This window comes from Sphingobium chungbukense, assembly GCF_001005725.1.
Taxonomy (GTDB): Bacteria; Pseudomonadota; Alphaproteobacteria; order Sphingomonadales; family Sphingomonadaceae; genus Sphingobium; species Sphingobium chungbukense.
Map to the genome: position 1 here is coordinate 16,104 of NZ_LBIC01000018.1, position 19,552 is coordinate 35,655.

Genomic DNA, 19,552 nt, shown 5'->3' on the forward strand with positions numbered 1-19,552 from the left:
TTGAAAGATTTTCGTCGCGCGGCCGAACAAGGCGCGCCAGCGAAGATACGAGAGGAATGCACTGGATGCCACCGCAAATAACAAACGTCCAGAAACAGTCCGAAAGTTTGAATCGGCGGCATCTGGTGAGCGCCGCAGGTATCGAAGGCTCGAGCGTTACGCGTGCTTCGTGCATCTCGCGTGATACCTGGAGGAGTTCAGGGGATAAGTCCTCCCACTCCTTTGCCAATTCAAAGCGCGCGCGCCCTCGGTGTACGCCGCGTCACGCGCCCACTCATCATCATTGCCAGGAGAAGGGTGGTGCTGCTGAAGAGCCCATAACCGCTGCAATGCCAGGCCTATTTCAGTTGCTTTCCGACGAGGGCCATTCTTCGGACGCCTTTTTAATCCGCAGATTGAAGCAGGCGATTCTGAATGGCCCACGCTTCGATGCGGCCGAAGCCGATATTGCGCGGGATTTGGGATTGTCAGCAAGAACCCTGCGCCGACGACTCCATTGTCTAGAGACGTCTTACGCACAAATTATCGCGGAAGTCCGATTCGCATTCGCCAAGCAATGCCTTTCCGATCCACAACTGACGATTGGCGACGTGGCTGATCGGGCGGGCTACACCGAAGTGAGCAACTTCAGGAACGCCTTCAAACGATGGGCGCACGTTTCACCACAGGCTTTCCGCGACTTGATAGGCCTGACTCAGCCAGGACGAGCGAGCCCTCTGACCCAGCCGATTACAAAGGCCAGCATAGGCGGCCGTCATCTTTCCGCACGCAACACGTCAAAGGAGCGACCATGTCTGACCTAAATGCACACACTACCGCTTTTATGAGCACATTCAATGACGGCGATTACGACAAAATGCTCGGTCTTCTGTCTCCAGACTGCGTGTACATGGATCCCAACGGCATCGAGCATAAGGGTGTCGATGCCATCGGCGCATCACTCAAGTCCATCTTCGACGGCACTCTTGGAAGCGTCCAGTATACGGTTTCCTCGACGATGCTGGACGAAGCAAGCGACCGCGCCCTTGTCGCCTGGACGATGATGATGACGGCCGCAGACGGCCAGCAATCTTGCGTCGACGGGCTGGATATCCTGGATTTTCGCGACGGCAAGCTCATCTCGAAGAACGCCTTCTGCAAAGCAAATGGACTTGCCATACGATCGGTGAAATGAAGTTCTGCCGACTTTGCGCTTCCCCGGCACTAAGCTTCGACAGCGGGAGCCGGGGAGCTTATATCAGGACCATAGTCGTCCGGATATAGGAGTGCGCAGCTAGAGCATTTTCGAAGCAGATGGCATCACCTGCGGGATCGGAAAATGTAGGAATCGAAAGACTTTAGAGCCTGATCCGATCCAGTTTGATCGGATCAGGCTCCAGACAGCGTCGGGTGAATGTGGCGCGAGTCGTTCGACCGACACAGAGCGCATGATAGATCGTTTCGATCCCGCCGCTGTTCTGTGACGTCCGTGATCAAGTGCATGAATTGCAGAAATTGCCGCTCCATTTTTCCCGTCCTCGCCTTCGTTTACGTTGATAAGGTATAGTCATGGCTACAATAGCTTCTGTCTCGAATGACACCTCGGTTGACGCTGTATGTGAAATCATTGACCGGGATGGTGCCGTCATCATTGAGGGCATGATCACACCGGGTGTGATGGATCAGCTAGTCGGCGACCTGGAGCCATGGATAAAGCGTTCACCGTTCGGAGAGGCTGGCTTCTCGGGCAATCGAACCCGGCGCACGTCCGCGTTATTTGCCAAATCACGGCATATGACGGAATTTGTTCTCCATCCGTTGTTTCTAGGCACGGCTGAGAGACTTCTTTGCGTCGAGTTCCCGATGATGGCAGGCGAACGGCAGACCATGGTACGGCCCACGGTTCAGGTATCGGTGACGCAAGCAATCGATATCAGTCCGGGCCAGGCTGCACAGGACCTGCACCGTGACGATGGAATGTACCACGTCCGCCATCCCGGTCCCCATGTGCTCCTCCAGACGCTTCTTGCAGGAACGGACTTCACCGCAAGCAACGGCGCAACGATGGTGATCCCGGGCAGCCATAAATGGGACATGGACCGGCGGCCTCAGCCCCATGAAGCGGTTCCTGCTGAAATGAAGCGCGGATCGGGTCTTATGTATGTGGGCAGCGTCTATCATGGAGGGGGCGCGAATATTTCGAACGAGTGCCGCTTGGCGATCGCACTATCCTTCACCCAAGGCTATCATCGTCAGGAGGAGAATCAGTATCTGGTTGTGCCGCGAGACATGGTGAAACAATATCCCAAGCGGGTTCAACAGCTTTTGGGATATGAGATGTCGCCGCCATTCTGCGGCTGGGTTGAGATGAACGAGCCCAGCATCGTCCTTGAAAGTGACGACTTCGCCATAGCCAAGGCATTCAGCCCTTATGAGCATGAGTAACAGCTTGGTACGCGGGGCAAAAATAGGTTGAGAACTATAGATCGGCCCTTGATCGATCGCTTATGTCGGTACATCTTTGCGTCCACATCAGCGTGGAAGCAACAGGCCCGCCTTTCAACTCATCTATGCCCTTAGCTGTGTGATTGCCCCTTTTTTGGCCGCTTTCCATATGCGACTTCACGCCGTTGGCACTATGGTCCCGCGCATCCATCCGGCTCTGGACGAGATGGATGCGCGGCGGCGTCTTCCCGTCATTCCGAAAACTGACTGCGTGATAACGTGGAGTAACAAATGCGCGACCCTCGATACGATATTCTCTTCGAACCGCTGCAGATCGGCCCTGTAAGAACGAAGAACCGGTTCTATGTTGTGCCGCACGCCACCGCGATGGGCATGCCCGCCCTGGATGAGATGATTGCGTTCCGGAAAGCCAGGGCCGAGGGTGGCTGGGGCGTTGTCTGTCTTGAGGAGACGATGATCCACGAAACCTCGGACCACGCACCTTTGCCTGATCCGCGGATGTACAACGACAAATATATCGAGCCGCTATCACGCGTGGTCGCAGCCGTGAAGGAGTATGGCGCGCTCGCAGGTATAGAGCTCGCGCATGCGGGTGCCTCCGGCCCTGCCATCAACCATCGCGAACATCCGCTTTCACCCACCGGCAAGTTCCCACATTATTTCATCAATCCCATCTCGGCGCGAACCATCGACAGGCAGGACATCACAAACTTCCGCCAGTGGTATCGGGACGCGGCGCTGCGTGCCCGCAAGGCCGGCTTCGATATCATTTACGTCTACTGCGCGCACAACCTGTCGCTGCTGCAGGACTTTCTGGATACCAGGACGAACAAGCGCACCGACGAATATGGCGGCGTATTTGAGAATCGCGTCCGCTTGCTCCGGGAGACGCTTTCCGACGTGAAGGACGCGGTGGGGGACACCTGTGCCGTCGCCGTTCGCTTCGCTGTCGAGGATCGGCGTCGGCCTTCGAACATCACCGCACTCGAGGATGGTCGCCGTGTGGTGGAGGCGCTTGCCGATGTGCCTGACCTGTGGGACGTGAACGTCAGCGATTGGGCCTGGGATAGCGGCAGCAGTCGGTTCTTTGAGGAGGGCCAGCAGGAGCCGTTCATCGATTTTGTGAAAAAGGTCACCAACAAGCCGGTTGTTGGCGTCGGCCGCTTCACCTCGCCTGATGCGATGGTAAGTCAGATCAAGCGCGGAGTGCTTGATCTCATCGGGGCCGCGCGCCCTTCGATAGCTGACCCTTTCCTCCCGAACAAGATCGACACGGGCCGTCACGACGACATCCGGGAATGTATCGGCTGCAACGCCTGCACCGCTGAGGTGATGACCTATTCCAGAATCCGTTGCACGCAGAACCCCTCCGCAGGCGAGGAGCATGTGAACGGCTGGCATCCTGAGAATGTGCCGGAGGCGCACGACCCCGACGCATCTATACTCGTAGTGGGCGGCGGCCCGGCTGGCTTGGAGGCAGCCCACACGCTTGCCAAGCGTGGATATCAGGTATCTATCGCGGACGCGGGCAGCGAATGGGGCGGCCGCCTCGTACGCGAGCGGAGGATGCCGCGGCTGAGTGCCTGGGGTCGCGTGGTGGATTACCGCGTCAGTCAGCTACAGACGATGCCGAACGTCAACATGTATCTCGAAAGTCCGCTCAACGCAGACGATGTCGTGGGTTTCGGGGCCGACCACATCATCATTGCGACGGGCGCCAAATGGCGCGGCGAAGGCGTGGGACGCCATCACGACGAGCCCATCACGGGGCACGACCTTCCCCATGTGCTTTGCGCGGAGGACATCCTCAACGACAATGTGCCGAGTGGCGGCAGCGTTGTCGTCTACGACGAGGACTATTATTATATGGCGGCCGTTATAGCCGACCGCCTTGCCAAGGCGGGTTGCAAGGTGACCTATGTAACGACGGCCAGCGATCCTTCCCCCTGGACGCACAACACATTGGAACTCGTGCACGTCATCAATTCAATGAATGAAGCCGGGATCGCGATCGTGGTCGGCACAATGATCACATCGATCGACGAAGGTTTGGTGACCGCCAGCCGCCTGCTTGACGGGGTAGAAAGCCGCATCGACGCGGACACAGTTGTCCTGGTTACCGGCCAGATCTCTGACGATGAACTCTATCAGGAGCTGGTCGCGAAGCGCCAGGCGGGCCTCATCCGCTCGGTCGAGCGGATCGGGGACTGCCTAGGCGCTGGCCAAATCGCGCAGGCTACTTACGATGGCAGAAAGGCGGGAATCCGGTTCGGCGAGTTGACCCCAACCGGATGAGCTCGGGACGCTGGCCGGGCATATAGCCCAGCCAGCGTTCGCTTATGGCACGGCCGCCTGGATGCCCGCAGCGAGAAACTCGACCATGTGGTCGAGCATCTCGTCCTTGGAAATATGCCTGATCTCACCTTCAGTCAGGTCCTCAATGCGGCCGAGATCGTTCAGCATGAAGAGATATGTCCCCACGAGAAACGCCATGCGCAGGCCGATGGTTCTCTTGGGAATGTCGGGGAGCACCTTCGCCAGCGCATCGACATACCGCTTGACTGAGGCGTCGTAGACCTCCCGCCGCAGTCTCAGCGCATGCTCTTCCGGCTCGGCGTGCAGACGGGCCTGAAGGCGCACGAAGGCGGACCCCGCCTCTCCGCTGTACTTCAGATCCCATTGTGGTTGAAGATAAGCGCGGACGATCGCCTTGACCGTTAACGGTTTTCCTCCTTCAAGAAGCTGATCCAGCAGAACGTGACGGCGTCCGGACAACAATCCGCCGCGACGACGATAAACCTCATCGAACAGCTGCTGCTTGCTCTCGAAATAATAGCGGATCAACCCCTGGTTAACGCCCGCCCGCTCGGCGATATCGCGGATGCTGATGCCCGCATAGCCCCCTTCTGCGAAGGCGATCTCCGCCTTGTTGAGGATCGTCTCGCGATGGTTGCCGTCCTTCCTTGGCCGACCAGGCTTACGCCGCCTTTCTGTAGCTTCCGTCTTTTTTTCCGGAGCGGCCGCGGCCTGCGCTTCAGCTTCCATTCTCACCGCTTCCAACATCAAGATTTCTGAATCGCATGGGCAAGTACCAGGCTTGCGAGAAGCCGAGCTCGTCCACGTCCTTGGATAACGTCACGTCCAGTCACTGAATAATATCTCCGCGATTTCGCCGATGGTCAATTTGCCTGTCCATTGTTGGAATGGACAGGTGGGGTAGCATCTGCGCATACGCCGCCAGAACCATAGCATTGATGTTGTAACGACCGACGAGGAAGGTGGGCAGCGGCGGGCGCACTCGCGCCGAAGCTAACGCACGACGCCCGGTCGGTATCGTTTCGCGGCTGCGGCGTGCAGCAGCTGTTCCCGCCCTCGTCGTCACATTCCAACTCGCTACGGTCTTTCCGATGCGATGGGCCTTCAACCGCCACCTCCTATGCTGCCCAGACGCGCGTTAATTCTACACCTGCAATATTACAAGATGAAACTCTTTACTATCTCGCCGTTTAGCCCGAGCCGCCAACGTTATATTCTCGATTTTGTTGCGCGCAACCGTCAGGATATCATGTCGTGGTATTGCTCGACCTTGAGGCGACCTGGGCAGTAAGCCGGGCGTGATGCACGGAGCAAGGTGGCCGCCATGGCCCCATTGCGAAGCAGTCGGAGGCATCGAGTGGCGTAAATAACGGGAAAAATCTGCACTTGCGATCGATCAACTGGCCTTCGCTCAGCATCCGTCGATCTCCTTCGCCCCTCGCGCATGGCTCCAGATGATCGCCGAAACGACGCATCGACTATCCGCCCAGGAAAGCCCTACGACAACAAAAACAAACCGCTCGAAACGAGGTATATGCGCCCTGCCCTCTCGACCGAGCAGAGCCGCCTTTCTTGACTTGACCAATAATTTTGCATCTGTAGAATTAATCCGGAAATCTGAGAGAGTCTAGCGCGAGATATCCCTGCCTGAAATAACATCGTTCGGATGAACTTACCCGGGAAAGCTCAGCGCATATGTGGAGCCCGTCTGGTCGAAAATCAGCTGAGCAGATTTGATCGGCACGGAAAGCCAGGCTCTCTTAATATAGGACTAAAGGCATGTTCGCAGTATCCGGCGATCGAGCGTGGAGAAGCAGTCTGGCCGGGTAGATACCGGCTCGGAGAACCGACGCAGGGACACTGTTCAAACCGACGACGACCCGATCTTTTTATTATTGACTTGAATAATATTCTGGAGAGAAGATTCAATGGCCAGCCCGGCAAAGATAGATTTTGTTTATTTATCCGAGAGCGACATGATCGCAGCGGGTGTGACCGACATGCCGACCTGCGTCGATACGATGGAGGAGATGTTCGGGCTCTTGTGGCACGGCGACTATCGCATGGCGGGTGCCAATAATGACTCCCATGGCGCGATGGTGTTGTTTCCAAAGGAGTCTCCTTTCCCCGACATGCCGAAGGCGACTGCCGACCGCCGCTTCATGGCCATGCCCGCCTATCTTGGCGGTCGCTTCCGTACAGCCGGCGTCAAATGGTATGGATCGAACGTTGAAAATCGTGAGAAAGGCCTGCCGCGGTCTATCCTGATGTTCGTGCTCAATGACGCAGACACGGGTGCGCCTCTTGCCTTCATGTCCGCCAATCTCCTGTCAGCGTACAGGACCGGCGCCATTCCCGGCGTCGGGGCTCGCCATCTGGCGCGTCGGGACTCCAAAGTGGTCGGCCTTGTCGGCCCCGGCGTCATGGGTAAGACCACGCTCATGGCTCTGTGCGCCGTTTGTCCCGACATCGACACGATCAAGATCAAAGGGCGCGGCAAATCCAGTATCGATAGCTTCCTCGCCTGGCTCAAATCCGACATGCCCCAGATCGCGAACATCGAGGTGGTCGATACGATCGAGGCGGCGGTTCGCGAATCCGACATCGTCACCTACTGCAACACCGGTCTGTCCGGCGACCCATCGACCTATCCTCTTGTCAAACGTGAATGGGTCAAGCCCGGCGCTTTCCTGGCTATGCCATCCAGCTGTGAGATCGACAGTGACATGGAAGCTCCGGAAGTTCGTAAGGTCGTGGACAATACTGGTCTCTATGAAGCCTGGTTTGAAGAGTTGCCAAAGCCTGCGCACAATGTGGTGCCCGTCATTGGCGTAAAGTTCATGGACATGATCGCCGAAGGCCGGATGGCCAAAGAGGATCTCGAGGATTTGGGTCGCATCGTCGCTGGAGAGGCCCCGGGCCGGACGAATGATGAGGAGATCATCATCATGTCGGTGGGCGGAATGCCGGTTGAGGACGTCGCCTGGGGCACGATCGTTTATCGAAACGCCATCGAACGCAACATCGGGCAATCCCTGAACCTTTGGGAAACGCCCGTTCTGCGCTGATGCATAATCCGTATTCGGCCAGATCGGCCGCGCTACTTAGTCGGAGGACAAATGGTTAACGTCGTAAAACTCAAGACCGGCTCAAGATATGAGGATCTGGCGAGCTATTCGCGACTGGTAGCGGTCGATAACTTGATATTCGTTTCCAACACCGCGGGCCGCAATCCTCAAACGCAGGAGATACCGGACGATGTCACCCAACAGACCGAACAGGTGATAGCCAACATCGAGCGCGCGCTTGGCGCGGTCGGAGCAAGCCTTGGCGACGTGGTTGCGTCCCGCATTTTCATCCAGGACCCGGCCGACGTACCAGCGGTCATGGCCAAGGTAGGGGAACGTTTCCGCGGCGTCGATCCGGCGATGACATTGACGTGTCCTCCACTTAGTTCGAACGTGTACAAGGTCGAGATCGAAGTGACCGCATTCCGGGGCGCTTCGAAGGGTAAGGTGGAAACCCGACGACTGTCGATCTGACCCACGTCGTCGTCGCTCCATCGGCGGCGGGTATATATATGTATGAAGGATAGCCAGGTGGAATCGCCAACCGCATCCATAACAACTAGCGACAGGCTTCCGCGATCCGCTTCCGTGGTCATTATCGGGGGTGGGATCGTTGGGCTGACAGCGGCGCTCACGCTCAGCGAGCGCGGTGTTCAGGTGGTTGTCCTGGAAAAGGGGTCGGTAGCGGGGGAGCAGTCGTCCCGTAACCAGGGCTGGATTCGCAAGACCAGTCGCGCTCCGGCCGACGTGCCGCTGGCTGCCGCTTCAGACCGGCTTTGGGCTGGATTGGCAGAGCGGGTCGGTTCCGATGTAGGCTATCGGCAGGCCGGCATTCTCTTTCTCGCTAAAAGCGAGGCGGAAATGCATGTCCACGAGAAATGGCTACAATCCGTCGAGCAGTGCGATCTGGATTCTCGTCTGCTCACCCTGCGGGATATCGATCACCTCGTTCCTGGCGGACGCGGCGACTGGGCTGGGGGCATCTATACGCCGTCGGACGGGCGTGCCGAGCCCTCGCTAGCCGCCTACGCGATCGCGCGCGCCGCACGCGCCAAGGGGGCGATCATACTCGAAAACTGTGCGGTGCGCTCGCTCGTCCTTTCTGGCAGTCGTGTCACGGGTGCAGTGACAGAGCATGGCGAGATCCGCAGCGATGCCGTTTTGCTGGCGGGCGGCCTGTGGTCGCGGCGCTTCCTGGGTAATCTGGGCGTCGATCTTCCGACTTTGCCGCTTACTGTGTCGGTGGCCCGCACCGCTCCGATGGAGGGGCCGACCGAGATTGCCGTGGGAGGGCCGGACTTTTCCTTTCGGAAACATGCGGATGGCGGCTTTATCGTAACCCAGCGCAGTGCCGTAAAGGCGCCGATCACGCTTGACCATCTCTTGATCGGCCAACGATATATTTCCTCCCTGAAGACCCAAGGGCGGTATCTTCGAGTGTCGATCGGGCGCGAATTCTTTCAGGATCTGGCCCTTCCTCGCCGCTGGAAACCTGATGCCCGTTCACCCTTTGAGCGTGTCCGAACAAAAGATCCGGCGATCGATCAACGCGCAATCGGTGAAGCTTTCGCTGCTCTGAGTGCAGCCTGGCCCGTATTCGAGCAGGCCGAAATCGTCCAGACGTGGGCAGGAACCGTGGATGTCACCCCGGACTCAACGCCAGTCATCGATCACGTGAGCAGCATCCCCGGGCTGACCGTCTGCACGGGCTTTTCAGGTCATGGCTTCGGAACCTCGCCTGCGGCGGGTGAACTGGCGGCCGACCTGATAACGGGCGCCGACCCCATAATAGATCCGTCACCCTATCGGTTCGGGCGGTTCGCAGCATCTTAGCAATCGGTCCATCCGAAACGATTAGCGGGTCGGCTTCCGCAAAATCAGGCCGAAGATCATAAAGACCACTTGTTGGACCCACTATCGAGAGGACAGGAGCCGCAATGAACGCCTACAAAATGCTCATAGATGGTCAGCTGGTGGATGGTGCGCGCATCATCCCGGTCATAGATCCTTCGACGGGCGAACCGTTCGCCCAGGCCCACGCCGCCGATGGGGCGCAGATCGACGAAGCGGTCGCATCTGCGGCGCGTGCGTTCCCGGCATGGGCGGCGGCACCTTGGGAAACGCGCCGTGCGTGCCTGCTGGAGTTCGCGCAGCGCCTCGAAAACGAGACGGATAGCTTTACGCACCTCCTTATCAGGGAGCAGGGCAAACCCTATGGCGAAGCCCGTTTCGAGGTCGAGGCAACGATCCGCGGCATCCGTTTCTATGCGAATGTCGAGCTGAAGGCCGAGACGCGAACCCACCCCACGGGCGATTATGAGGTCGAGCGCCGCCCGCTTGGTGTCGTGGCCGGTATTACGCCGTGGAATTTCCCGATGATCCTGGCGAGCAACAAATATGCGCCCGCTCTCATTACCGGAAACACGATCGTCCTCAAACCTGCGGCGACCACGCCTCTGACAACCCTGGAACTGGGCCGTCTGGCCGCCGACATTTTCCCCCGTGGCGTGTTCAATATCGTTGCTGACAACAACGACCTTGGTGCGCGCCTGGCCGGGCACCCGGACATCGCCAAGGTTTCGTTCACCGGCTCCACGAACACCGGCAAGGCCGTTCTGAGAAGCGCTGCGGACGATATGAAGCGCGTTACTCTCGAACTAGGCGGCAACGATCCCGCCATCGTGCTGGCGGATGCTAATGTCGAGGCGGCGGCCCGGGGCCTCGCTGCCACCGCCTTCCTCAATGCCGGCCAGGTATGCGCAGCGCCCAAGCGCCTCTATGTCGCCGACCAGATATATGATGATTTCAGGGAGCGGTTCGTGACCGCCACACGCGAAATCAGGATGGGGGCTGGCGACGAGGACGGCGTAACGCTCGGGCCTGTTCAGAACCGCATGCAGTTCGACAAGGTGCGCGGCATGATCGAAGAGGCAGCAGCATCCGGCACGGTACTGACCGGCGGCCACGTCGCCAATCGACCAGGCTTTTTCATCGAGCCGACCATCATTGCCGATCTCGACGATCAGGCTCCGCTGGTTACCGACGAACAATTCGGCCCCGTCGTGCCGCTACTGCGCTTTACGGATGAGGCGGACGCGATCGCGCGTGCCAACGAGGGCGCTTTTGGATTGGGCGCCTCCATCTGGACGCGGGACATCGATCGCGCGCGGCAGCTTGCTCGCGGCATCACGGCGGGCAGCGTTTGGATCAACCAGCACATCGCCATCCATCCCGATATCCCGTTTGGGGGCGTAAAGCAGTCCGGTCTTGGTTCGGAAGGCGGGATTGAGGGGGTGTACGAATACACCCGATTACAAGTGATCAATGCCGCAGGATAGCATTCGCGATAGCGGCACCGGAAGCCAAAGAGGAGCAGCATGACTACGCATCAGGACAATGACGAGCCAATGGACGATCGACACTTGGATCGGCGATCGCTGATGAAATTCGGCGCCGCGGCTGCGGGCTCAATCGCGCTGGTCAGCTGCGCCAAGGAAAACCCGAACCGGGAAGCGCGTGACGGCAAGGACGAAGGTCCCTACGATGTCGTGGTCGTTGGTGCTGGTTACGCCGGTGTCACCGCCGCCCGCGAACTGGCTGCCCAGGGTTGGCGAGTAGTGGTCCTCGAAGCGCGTCCGCGCATTGGTGGCCGTACCTTCACAAGTAAATTCCTTGGTCGCCAGATCGAATTGGGCGGCTCGTCGGTGCACTGGTTACAGCCGCATGTCTTCGCCGAGATGCAGCGTTACGGCTTCGGCTTCCAGGAAGTGCCGCTGCGCAACCTGGACAAGGCCTATGTGATGACTGCCGATGGCAAGGTGCACGATGTGCCACCGGCACGTTTTGACGCTGGCTACGACGACGCGTTCAAGAAGTTCTGCGAAGGCGCCAGGACCCTTTTCCCGCAACCCTTCTCGCCCTTCGCCAACCCGGAGGTTGCCAAGCTGGACGAGATTTCGGCCGCCGCGAGGATGGCAAAGCTCGACCTTGACCCTATCCAGCGCGCGTCGCTGAACGCGGAGCTGGTGCTCTACGCGGGATCCCCCACGAACACGTTCAGCGCCATGAGCTTCGTGAAGCTGGCCGCACTCGCGGCCTGGGATCCATATACCTTCACAGACTCAGAAAAGCACTGGCACATCGCCAATGGCGGCACTGCCGCACTCGCGAAAGCGATCCTCGACGACAGCAAGGCCGACGTCAGGCTCGGCACCGTAGTCAAGCAGGTGGAGACCACCGCGACAGGCGTCACGCTGCGTACTGCCGATGGACAGATGGTCGAGGCAAAAGCGGTGCTTTTCACGTTGCCGACCCAGGTCTATCCGGACATAGAATTCAAGCCGGGCCTCTCCGCAGAGAAGCGCGCATTCATCAAGAACGGGGACATCTGCGACGGCGCGACGATGTATATGCGCATCAAGCAGAATATCGGCAACACCTTCGCCTTCTGCGACGATCCCAATCCCCTGAACGCCATCCAGACCGAGGAGTCTGACGACACGGTGGGTACGATCCTGAAGGCGACCCTTGGCCGCCAATCCCTCCTCGACATCAACGACCAGGACGCCGTCAACGCCGAACTGCGCAAGATCCATCCGACTGCGGAGATCACCGACATCGCACCCTATAACTGGGTCAAGGACCCGTTTTCCAAGCAGGCGTGGCCTGCCTACCGGGCGGGATGGTTCAAGAAGTATAAGGACATGGCGAAGCCGGAAGGCCGCATGTTCTTCGCAGGTTCCGGGACGGCGGACGGCTGGCACGCCTATATCGACGGCGCTGTCGAAAGTGGTATTCGTGCGTGCCGTGAGGTGACGCAGTTGCTCGAGAAGGGAAACCAACAATGATCAACCGGTTGTTGAGGTACCGTCGTTTGACGGCATGCGCGACGTTGTGCCTCGGCGCGCTCGCTGCATGCTCGAACCCGACGGCCGACGGAAACAAGCAGGACGGAAACACCGCCCCCGCACTGTCCGCCTCCGCGGACTATTCTGCCCTGGCGAGCAATCCTGCGGAGGTCGAGGCCGGGAAGAAGGTTTTCAGCAATTGCGCCGTTTGCCACTCCGCAGAGGCTGGGGCGCCGTCCCCGGCCGGTCCCGCCCTCGCTGGGGTGCTTGGCCGCAAAATCGGTGGCGCGGCAGAATATCCATACTCCCAGGCTTTGGCAAAGGCTGAGGGGGATTGGACGCCCGAGAAGCTTGACACTTTCCTGAAGAACCCGATGGAAGCTTATCCGGGCACCGCCATGGCGTTCGGAGGCCTGGCCAAGGGTTCCGATCGAAAGGCCGTGGTCGCTTATCTGGCAAGCACCGGCTCGAGATAGGGCGCGCCATTTCGCTCCCGTGGCGCCAAGTGCCGACCGGAGCCGATTTGCACGTCGGGCTGCGCGCGACACCGGCTACCCATCTCATCCGACGAAGCGGACCAGCACATGCACGACACGCATTTCTACGAACCTCGTGCCGGACATGGCCTGACCCGGGATCCGTTGCGCGCCATCCTTGGCCCCCGGCCGATCGGCTGGATATCGAGCCGATCGGCTGCGGGAGTGGCCAATCTTGCGCCGTACAGCTTCTTCTCGATGCTCTGTGACAAGCCGCCGATCATTGGCTTCTCAAGCATTGGCGAGAAGGACTCATTGGCCAACATCCGCGAAACGCGGGTTTTCGCCTGCAACCTCGTCACGCGGCGCCATGCCGAGGCGATGAACATCAGCTCGCGACCCGCGCCGCCGAGCGTTGATGAATTTGAAGAAGCAGGCCTAAAGTCGGCCGATTGCACGATCATCGAGTGCCCGCGCGTTGCGGAAACCCCGGTGGCTCTGGAGTGCCGCCTGATCGACATCAGGGGGCTGACCGATGCCGCGGGTAGCCCTACCTCGGCCTGGCTGACCCTTGGCGAGATCGTCGGCGTGCACATCGATCGCGCGCTTCTGCACGACGGGCTGTTCGACACCGCTTCTGCCGGGATCGTGTTGAGGGCCGGCTATGCCGCGGACTATTTTGAGATCGGCTCGACAGCCGCCTTCACCATGAAGCGCCCTACGGGTTAGAAGATTTTTGGTCCTTGCGTAGGATGGTGGCACGTTGACAAAGGCACAACCGGCATTATTATCCAAATGGCTAATAACTGCTGTATCCACCAATCATCATCGGGGAGGTCTTATGGCTCTCAACTTCAAAGCGGGCTTGACCCTATTATCCGCCCTTTGTCTCACGCCAGTCGGTGCCATGGCCCATGACATGGGCACTACTAATTCGGACGCGGAAATCACGGAAGGACTCCGCGCGTTCTTCGCTAGTCAGGACAAAGCAAATCGGGATGGTCTGTCGACCACCGAGTTGGTCAAGCGCTTCTATGCTGAAGACGTGATCATCACGGGTGAAGGGGATGCCGTTCCCAGGCGCGGTATCAAAGATGCCGTCACCGCGCTTGACGATTGGTTCGCTTATCTGGGTCCGAATGGAAACAAGGGCTGCGAATTTAGTGTGCAAGACTCGCTTGTGGCATCGGGCGACCTTGCTTCGGTATTCGCCGTGCTGAAATGCAAGCCGACTCCCAAGACCAAAAAGGAAGAGACGATCCGTCAGCTCTTCGTGCTGAAGCGTTCGCCGCTCGGTTGGCGCGTAGTGCGCGAAATGTGGCAGGCTGGTGACTTCGCAAAATAGCTTTATGTTCCCCACCAGTGTTCCTGGTATCGCATAACTTTGCCCCGGCTTGCGCCTTTATGAAGGCGCGAGACCGGGGCTATTCTTTTGAATCAGGCCAGTTCCTGGCACACCGTATCGGCGAACAAAGTTAGCCAGGAAGGCCCATTCGCGCTTCCTTTTCCACGCATGTTACAGGTTCAAGTTTGGCGATTGCATTTATGCAGATGAATAATTATGGTCGCGGCACTTGCGCTCTGTAGCCAACGGTCACCGTCAGCCATCCGGTGCCATGCGAGACGAAAAGAATTTCGGGAGATTGGGATGACACAAACCATAGTTGACACTGCATCAATAGCCGTCCCTCCTCCCCGTGGAGCCGAGCCCGTTGCGTTGCCGCGCACGCTCAGCACATTCAGGCTGGCCGTATTTGTCATTGCTGCGGTCGCGCCTCTAGCCTGCGTGATCGGTGTTCTGCCGGTTGCGCTTGTGTTCGGCAGCGGGACTGCCCTGCCGCTGGCCTTCGTCATCGCGACGGTGGTTACAGCGCTGTTCGCCGTAGGCTACTCGGCGATCAGCCGCGAGGTTTTGGTGGGTGGCGCCTTTTATGCCTATATCGCGCGCGGTCTGGGATCGGTGGTGGGTATGGGCGCGGCGTGCGTGGCCGTTGTTTCCTACACGATGTTTGTGCCTGGCGGCTTCAGTTACCTGGGTTTCATCATGCATACCACGGTGCAGGCCTTGCTGGGCTATGACTTGGACTGGGTAACCTATTCCTTGGCAGCTTGGGTCATCGTCGGCTTATTCGGTCTGCGCAAGATTGATTTCAGCGCTCGAGCTGTGCTAATCGTAATCCTTATCGAGTTCATTCTCCTGCTGTTCTTCGACGCCGCCCTTGTCGACAAGCTCGGCACAGACGCATTTCCAATCCAGTCATTGGATATCGGTGGCCTCGCCAGTGGTGCGCCCGGCGTTGCGATCTTGCTCGCCTTTACATGCTACTTCGGAATTGAGTCCGCGGCGCTTTTTTCGGAAGAGGCCAAGTCTCCGCAGAAGTCTGTTGCGCGGGCGACCTATCTCGCAATCGGCGCCATCGGTGTCTTCTATTTCGTGACGTCGTGGATCACCGTTGGCGGGGTGGGACCTGATAACATCAAGGGCATACCGGAGTCCGACGTCGGCCTCATCTACTTCAAGCTCAGCGACAAATTCATCAGCGGCGGATTCACCACGATCATGCAGGTCGCGGTCATCACCAGCATGTTCGCTACCGTATTGTCGATGCACAATGTGGCTGCCCGCTACATGTTTGTGCTTGGCCGCCAAGGTTGCCTTCCGCTCGTGCTCGGCCGTGCGCATCCCGTTCATGGTTCACCGACCATGGCCAGTCTGACCGTATCAGGCATCTCGCTCATAGTCATCGTTGGAGCCGCATATCTTGGCCTGCACCCGATGCTGGGACTTGGACTGGTGGCGCTCGGCTTCGCCGCGGCTGGCGTTATGTTCATGCAGGCGCTGACCAGCCTTGCGGTCATCTCCTACTTCCGGGACCATCCGCAACGTAAGCTCTGGCAGCACGTGATCGCACCCGCACTGGCGTTTATCGGCCTGCTGGGCGCGCTATACTTTGCCTTTGAAAACTTCGAGTATCTTAGCGGTAATAGTAATCCTGTCGTCAATCGGATCCCTATCGGTATTCCAGTTGCGATGGTCGTCGGCATCGGCTTCGCGCTTTGGCTTCGTCGCTACCGTCCGTCGCGTTTCGCTGCCATTCTTAAAGACCATCCCTGACAACCTCCAAGGTGCAGCGACCGCAATCGCTGCACCTTCTCATGCGTTTGGTGTAGAAAGATGCTAATTGTAACGGCATCCTGGCGATCCAGCGCTGACGCACAGGGCGTTCGAAATCGTCGCCCGCGCAGAGACGGCTGATGCGTTATGCTGCCGTCGGTGGGCAGCATGACCAATCGACGCTGGCTGGGTATCTCCATCAACCTCGGCGACGCTTGTTCGTAACCTACGCACCTCAGCGCTAAACTTGGGTTCCTTTTCCCGGGCGGCGCTTGACCCGATGAACTGATAAATATTCGATTGACGAATTATTCTTGTGAGCCTCGTAGCGTGTGATAAGCTTCCCAGCCTGCGATCTTTCTGCGTCGAGGGCATCATAGGACGATCTCACTCTGCGAACAGGCTGCCATCAGGAGAATAGAGCGTGAAGAGCGGACTTGGTGAACATCCTCGAACTACGTTGGCGATCGCGTGTACCCTCTATGCTCTATCACTCATTCTGATCGATGTGGCGCCATTCTTCGTGGGCATGTACGTCGATTCGTTGCGCATCAGCCTGAGCCAAGCGGGCTTCGTTCAAACGATTGACCAGGCCGGCGGCGTCGTGGGCGCCGTGCTAGGCTTCATCCTGATGCCACGCGCGCCGTGGCGGTCGCTCATATTGGGCGCTTCAATCGTGGCCACGATCGCTAATGCGGTGACTGGTTTGGCGGACAGTTACTTGATGCTCTGCCTGATCCGGTTCGCGTCGGGATTGAGCGTGGTGCTTTTGACGACCGTATGTGCATGCATCATGGCTCGAGCGACCGTTCCGGATCGCGCGTTCGGCGCCGGGATGGCCATCTCGCTGTTGCTGTCGGCCGCCGCAATCTGGCTGCTTGATGCCTTACGTGCGGATATTGGCCATGGGGCAGCCCTTTCATCGGGCGCGCTCTGGATTGGCGCCGCTGTGCTTCTGTCGCTTCTGCTTCCCGCCGACCTGCGCGGCGGCACCGGTGATCCAGGGATCTCTGATAGGGAAGGCACCCGGCTTGACACCATAGCGTTCGGAAAGATCGCGCTGGTGGGCTTGCTACTCTTTGCCGTTGGGGCAAACATAGTTTCCGGCTTTACGGAAAGGGTCGGCCTCGCCAATGGCCTTACTTCGGCCGAGGTGGCGAAGGCCGCCGCGTTCAGCTACATCTTGTCGATAGTAGCCGTCTTGATCCCGACAATTGTCGGCGTGGCAGGAGGCCGCCTTAAGTGGATCGCCTTGACTACCCTATTGTTCTTCGGCGCCATTTGGGCACTGTACGACTCCACGACAGTGTTCTCTTATACGATAGCATTCGCAGCCTACCTGTCCGCCTGGGGCCTGGGCTTGACCTATTATATGTCACTCGTTGCGGACAACGACCCGGATGAAAAGTTCACCCGCATGATCTATATCATGAACGTGGCTGCGCAGGCTATAGGCCCCGCCATCGGTGCGACGTTGGTCGCGAAAGGCTCGCTGAGCATCGTCCTCCTCGTCGCGCCCTTCCCGGTCGCAGCTGCGTTTGCGATGATTGTGATATTCGCAACGCGACGGCCGAGCGATGCGGCACGGGTGCCTGTTGCCTCCTGAACCATGGCTTGCGCAAATATGATGTCGGCCCGGCTTGATAGTTGGAGTAGGTAAGGATGCACAATCAAACTCCCGGTTCTGGCCACGATCTGCCGCATCCGGCGTCGGGCACAGATGAGCAATTGAAGCCCTCGTCGCCCCCGCACGCCGGCAAGTCCTTCTGGATACGCGATTATGGAAGTTACGCCGCGAATCCGGACCTGGATGCCGACGTGCGATGCGACATTCTCGTGATAGGCGGCGGCATCGCGGGACTTTCATCGGCCTGGCACTGCGCCAAGGACGGTCTGGGCTCGGTGGTCCTGATAGAAAGCGAAATTATAGGCTTCGGCGCCAGCGGTCGAGCGGCGGGCTGGATCATGCCGCAATTTGGAATGAGTCAGTTGGCCATCCACAAGAAATACGGTGTGGAACGGTCTGCGGCGGCCTTCGCATATTGTCGTCGCGCGACTGCTTACACTCGCCAGATTATCGAACAAAATGGTCTGGACAGTGACTATCGTTCTCCGGGACTGATGCGTGTTGCTTTTGATGATAGATGGGTCGATGATCTTCACGATCTGTACTCTGCTTACCAAAAGGTCGGTGTTGATACGATAACCTGGCTTGATGCCCGTCAAGTGCAGGCCAGTTACAACAGAAATACCCATTTTAAGGCCGCAATCGCCGACACCGATCTAGGTCTGCTGAATCCCTGCAAACAAGTGCGTGAACTAAAGCGGATTGCGGAGGCAGCGGGGGTTGCAGTGTATGAAAACACGCCAGCGACTCATCTGGAGCGGACGCCCGGCGGGGTACGGGTAACGACGCCGAGGGGAACGATCTTGGCGAGCAAGGTCGTACTGGCGACCAATGCATTCACCCACCAGCTACAAGGACCGCTCGGCAGGGAGCTCGACCGGTATCAAGCTCCGGTTTTCGCGCGCGGCGCAGTGACTGAGCGCTTGTCCGACGAACAATGGGCGTCGATCGGATGGAAACAGGGCAATGCGATCGAAAGCTCACTCGATCTGTTCCACTATATGGCACCCACTGCGGACAAGCGGATCCAGTTCTACTTTATCTATTATGGCGGCCATCCGACGCGAACCGAAATGGAGCCAACCGTCAGCGCCAAGGGGGGTCAGGTGTCGCTTGCTCACTTGAAGGCTATCTTTCCTGCGCTGAAAGATGTCAGACTGGCACATAATTGGGGGGGGCACATGTCCGGGACGCGCGACCTGGTGCCTCACCTCACGAATGTCGGTGACGAGCGCGTGATCTACATCGGTGGTTGTTGGGGCCATGGGCTCGCCATCAACCATTTACATGGGCAGACCGTCGCAGACATGCTCGCCGGTCGCCATAGTGATCTGACCGATTTTTGGATCGTCAATCGCAAGCCGCAGCGGTGGCCCGCTTGGCCCCTTGATTACCTGGGAAAACAGGCGACTTGGTCACTCATGAAGCGAAAGGTACGCAAGCAGCTTCGGGGTTCAATTTTCGATGATCCGGAGGGCGGTTTTCTAAAATGACAATCACCGGGTCTACCCCCGCGCACGAAGGCAGTCGAAGGTCACCACACCGAACGCTCACTTCACCTACCATCTTGATCCATAGCTGCTCCTCGAAGCTCGGTGGATCGAAATCTTGGTTCGTGGATGTTCTCGCAAGATCATTCTTATATGTCTCGTTACTAA

General features: G+C 58.6%; 17 protein-coding genes. 15 read left to right on the forward strand and 2 right to left on the reverse strand.

Annotation, left to right across the window (positions count from 1 at the left end):
* Positions 1 to 329: 329 nt before the first annotated feature.
* From YP76_RS28445 to ndpC, 4 genes are all read left to right on the forward strand, one after another.
* Complete coding sequence (locus YP76_RS28445) at positions 330 to 803, forward strand: helix-turn-helix transcriptional regulator (RefSeq protein ID WP_228222936.1); 474 nt, start codon at positions 330 to 332, stop codon at positions 801 to 803.
* On the forward strand, positions 791 to 1,174 hold the full coding sequence (locus tag YP76_RS23855) for a nuclear transport factor 2 family protein (RefSeq protein ID WP_157784779.1): 384 nt from the start codon (positions 791 to 793) through the stop codon (positions 1,172 to 1,174). Before YP76_RS28445 ends, YP76_RS23855 begins: the two co-directional genes overlap by 13 nt.
* Before the next feature lie 374 nt (positions 1,175 to 1,548).
* Positions 1,549 to 2,424 carry a phytanoyl-CoA dioxygenase family protein gene (locus tag YP76_RS23860; protein WP_046765900.1) on the forward strand — a complete coding sequence of 292 codons (876 nt, stop codon included), beginning with the start codon at positions 1,549 to 1,551 and terminating at the stop codon, positions 2,422 to 2,424.
* 291 nt (positions 2,425 to 2,715) lie between these two features.
* Positions 2,716 to 4,740 (forward strand): 6-hydroxypseudooxynicotine oxidase, encoded by a 2,025-nt coding sequence (ndpC, locus tag YP76_RS23865; RefSeq protein ID WP_046765901.1) that lies wholly within the window; start codon positions 2,716 to 2,718, stop codon positions 4,738 to 4,740.
* Positions 4,741 to 4,782: 42 nt separating this feature from the next.
* Here the strand turns inward: ndpC and YP76_RS23870 are convergent, their stop codons facing one another.
* Together YP76_RS23870 and YP76_RS28000 are read right to left on the reverse strand one after the other, a co-directional pair.
* A complete protein-coding gene (locus YP76_RS23870) occupies positions 4,783 to 5,490 on the reverse strand; it encodes a TetR/AcrR family transcriptional regulator (protein WP_046765902.1) in 708 nt (235 codons plus the stop codon).
* A gap of 100 nt (positions 5,491 to 5,590) precedes the next feature.
* Entirely contained in the window at positions 5,591 to 5,869 is a 279-nt protein-coding gene (locus tag YP76_RS28000) for a hypothetical protein (protein WP_124810772.1), read from the reverse strand.
* Between the two features lie 820 nt (positions 5,870 to 6,689).
* On the opposite strand from YP76_RS28000, the gene YP76_RS23875 reads away from it, so the two are divergent.
* The 11 genes from YP76_RS23875 (at position 6,690) to YP76_RS23925 (ending at position 19,387) form a co-directional block, all read left to right on the forward strand.
* Positions 6,690 to 7,829: a tyramine oxidase subunit B gene (locus tag YP76_RS23875; RefSeq protein WP_025547105.1), complete on the forward strand. Its 1,140-nt coding sequence runs from the start codon at positions 6,690 to 6,692 to the stop codon at positions 7,827 to 7,829.
* A gap of 51 nt (positions 7,830 to 7,880) precedes the next feature.
* Complete coding sequence (locus tag YP76_RS23880; RefSeq protein ID WP_046765903.1) at positions 7,881 to 8,303, forward strand: RidA family protein; 423 nt, start codon at positions 7,881 to 7,883, stop codon at positions 8,301 to 8,303.
* Positions 8,304 to 8,417: 114 nt separating this feature from the next.
* Positions 8,418 to 9,662, forward strand: coding sequence for an NAD(P)/FAD-dependent oxidoreductase (locus tag YP76_RS23885; RefSeq protein ID WP_232307705.1), 1,245 nt, complete (start codon positions 8,418 to 8,420; stop codon positions 9,660 to 9,662).
* 104 nt (positions 9,663 to 9,766) lie between these two features.
* The gene (locus tag YP76_RS23890; protein ID WP_017181812.1) at positions 9,767 to 11,167 is read left to right on the forward strand and encodes an aldehyde dehydrogenase family protein; all 1,401 of its coding nucleotides are present in this window, start codon (positions 9,767 to 9,769) and stop codon (positions 11,165 to 11,167) included.
* A gap of 39 nt (positions 11,168 to 11,206) precedes the next feature.
* Positions 11,207 to 12,676, forward strand: coding sequence for a (S)-6-hydroxynicotine oxidase NdpB (gene ndpB, locus YP76_RS23895; RefSeq protein WP_084733334.1), 1,470 nt, complete (start codon positions 11,207 to 11,209; stop codon positions 12,674 to 12,676).
* Entirely contained in the window at positions 12,673 to 13,152 is a 480-nt protein-coding gene (locus tag YP76_RS23900; protein ID WP_052757566.1) for a c-type cytochrome, read from the forward strand. Before ndpB ends, YP76_RS23900 begins: the two co-directional genes overlap by 4 nt.
* Before the next feature lie 108 nt (positions 13,153 to 13,260).
* Positions 13,261 to 13,881: a flavin reductase family protein gene (locus YP76_RS23905; RefSeq protein WP_046765906.1), complete on the forward strand. Its 621-nt coding sequence runs from the start codon at positions 13,261 to 13,263 to the stop codon at positions 13,879 to 13,881.
* Positions 13,882 to 13,993: 112 nt separating this feature from the next.
* Positions 13,994 to 14,497, forward strand: a complete 504-nt coding sequence (locus YP76_RS23910) for a hypothetical protein (RefSeq protein ID WP_157035868.1) — start codon at positions 13,994 to 13,996, stop codon at positions 14,495 to 14,497.
* 303 nt (positions 14,498 to 14,800) lie between these two features.
* Complete coding sequence (locus tag YP76_RS23915; protein WP_198147585.1) at positions 14,801 to 16,267, forward strand: APC family permease; 1,467 nt, start codon at positions 14,801 to 14,803, stop codon at positions 16,265 to 16,267.
* Positions 16,268 to 16,691: 424 nt separating this feature from the next.
* Positions 16,692 to 17,873: an MFS transporter gene (locus YP76_RS23920; RefSeq protein ID WP_157035869.1), complete on the forward strand. Its 1,182-nt coding sequence runs from the start codon at positions 16,692 to 16,694 to the stop codon at positions 17,871 to 17,873.
* 56 nt (positions 17,874 to 17,929) lie between these two features.
* Positions 17,930 to 19,387, forward strand: a complete 1,458-nt coding sequence (locus tag YP76_RS23925; protein ID WP_052757567.1) for an NAD(P)/FAD-dependent oxidoreductase — start codon at positions 17,930 to 17,932, stop codon at positions 19,385 to 19,387.
* Positions 19,388 to 19,552: the final 165 nt, after the last annotated feature.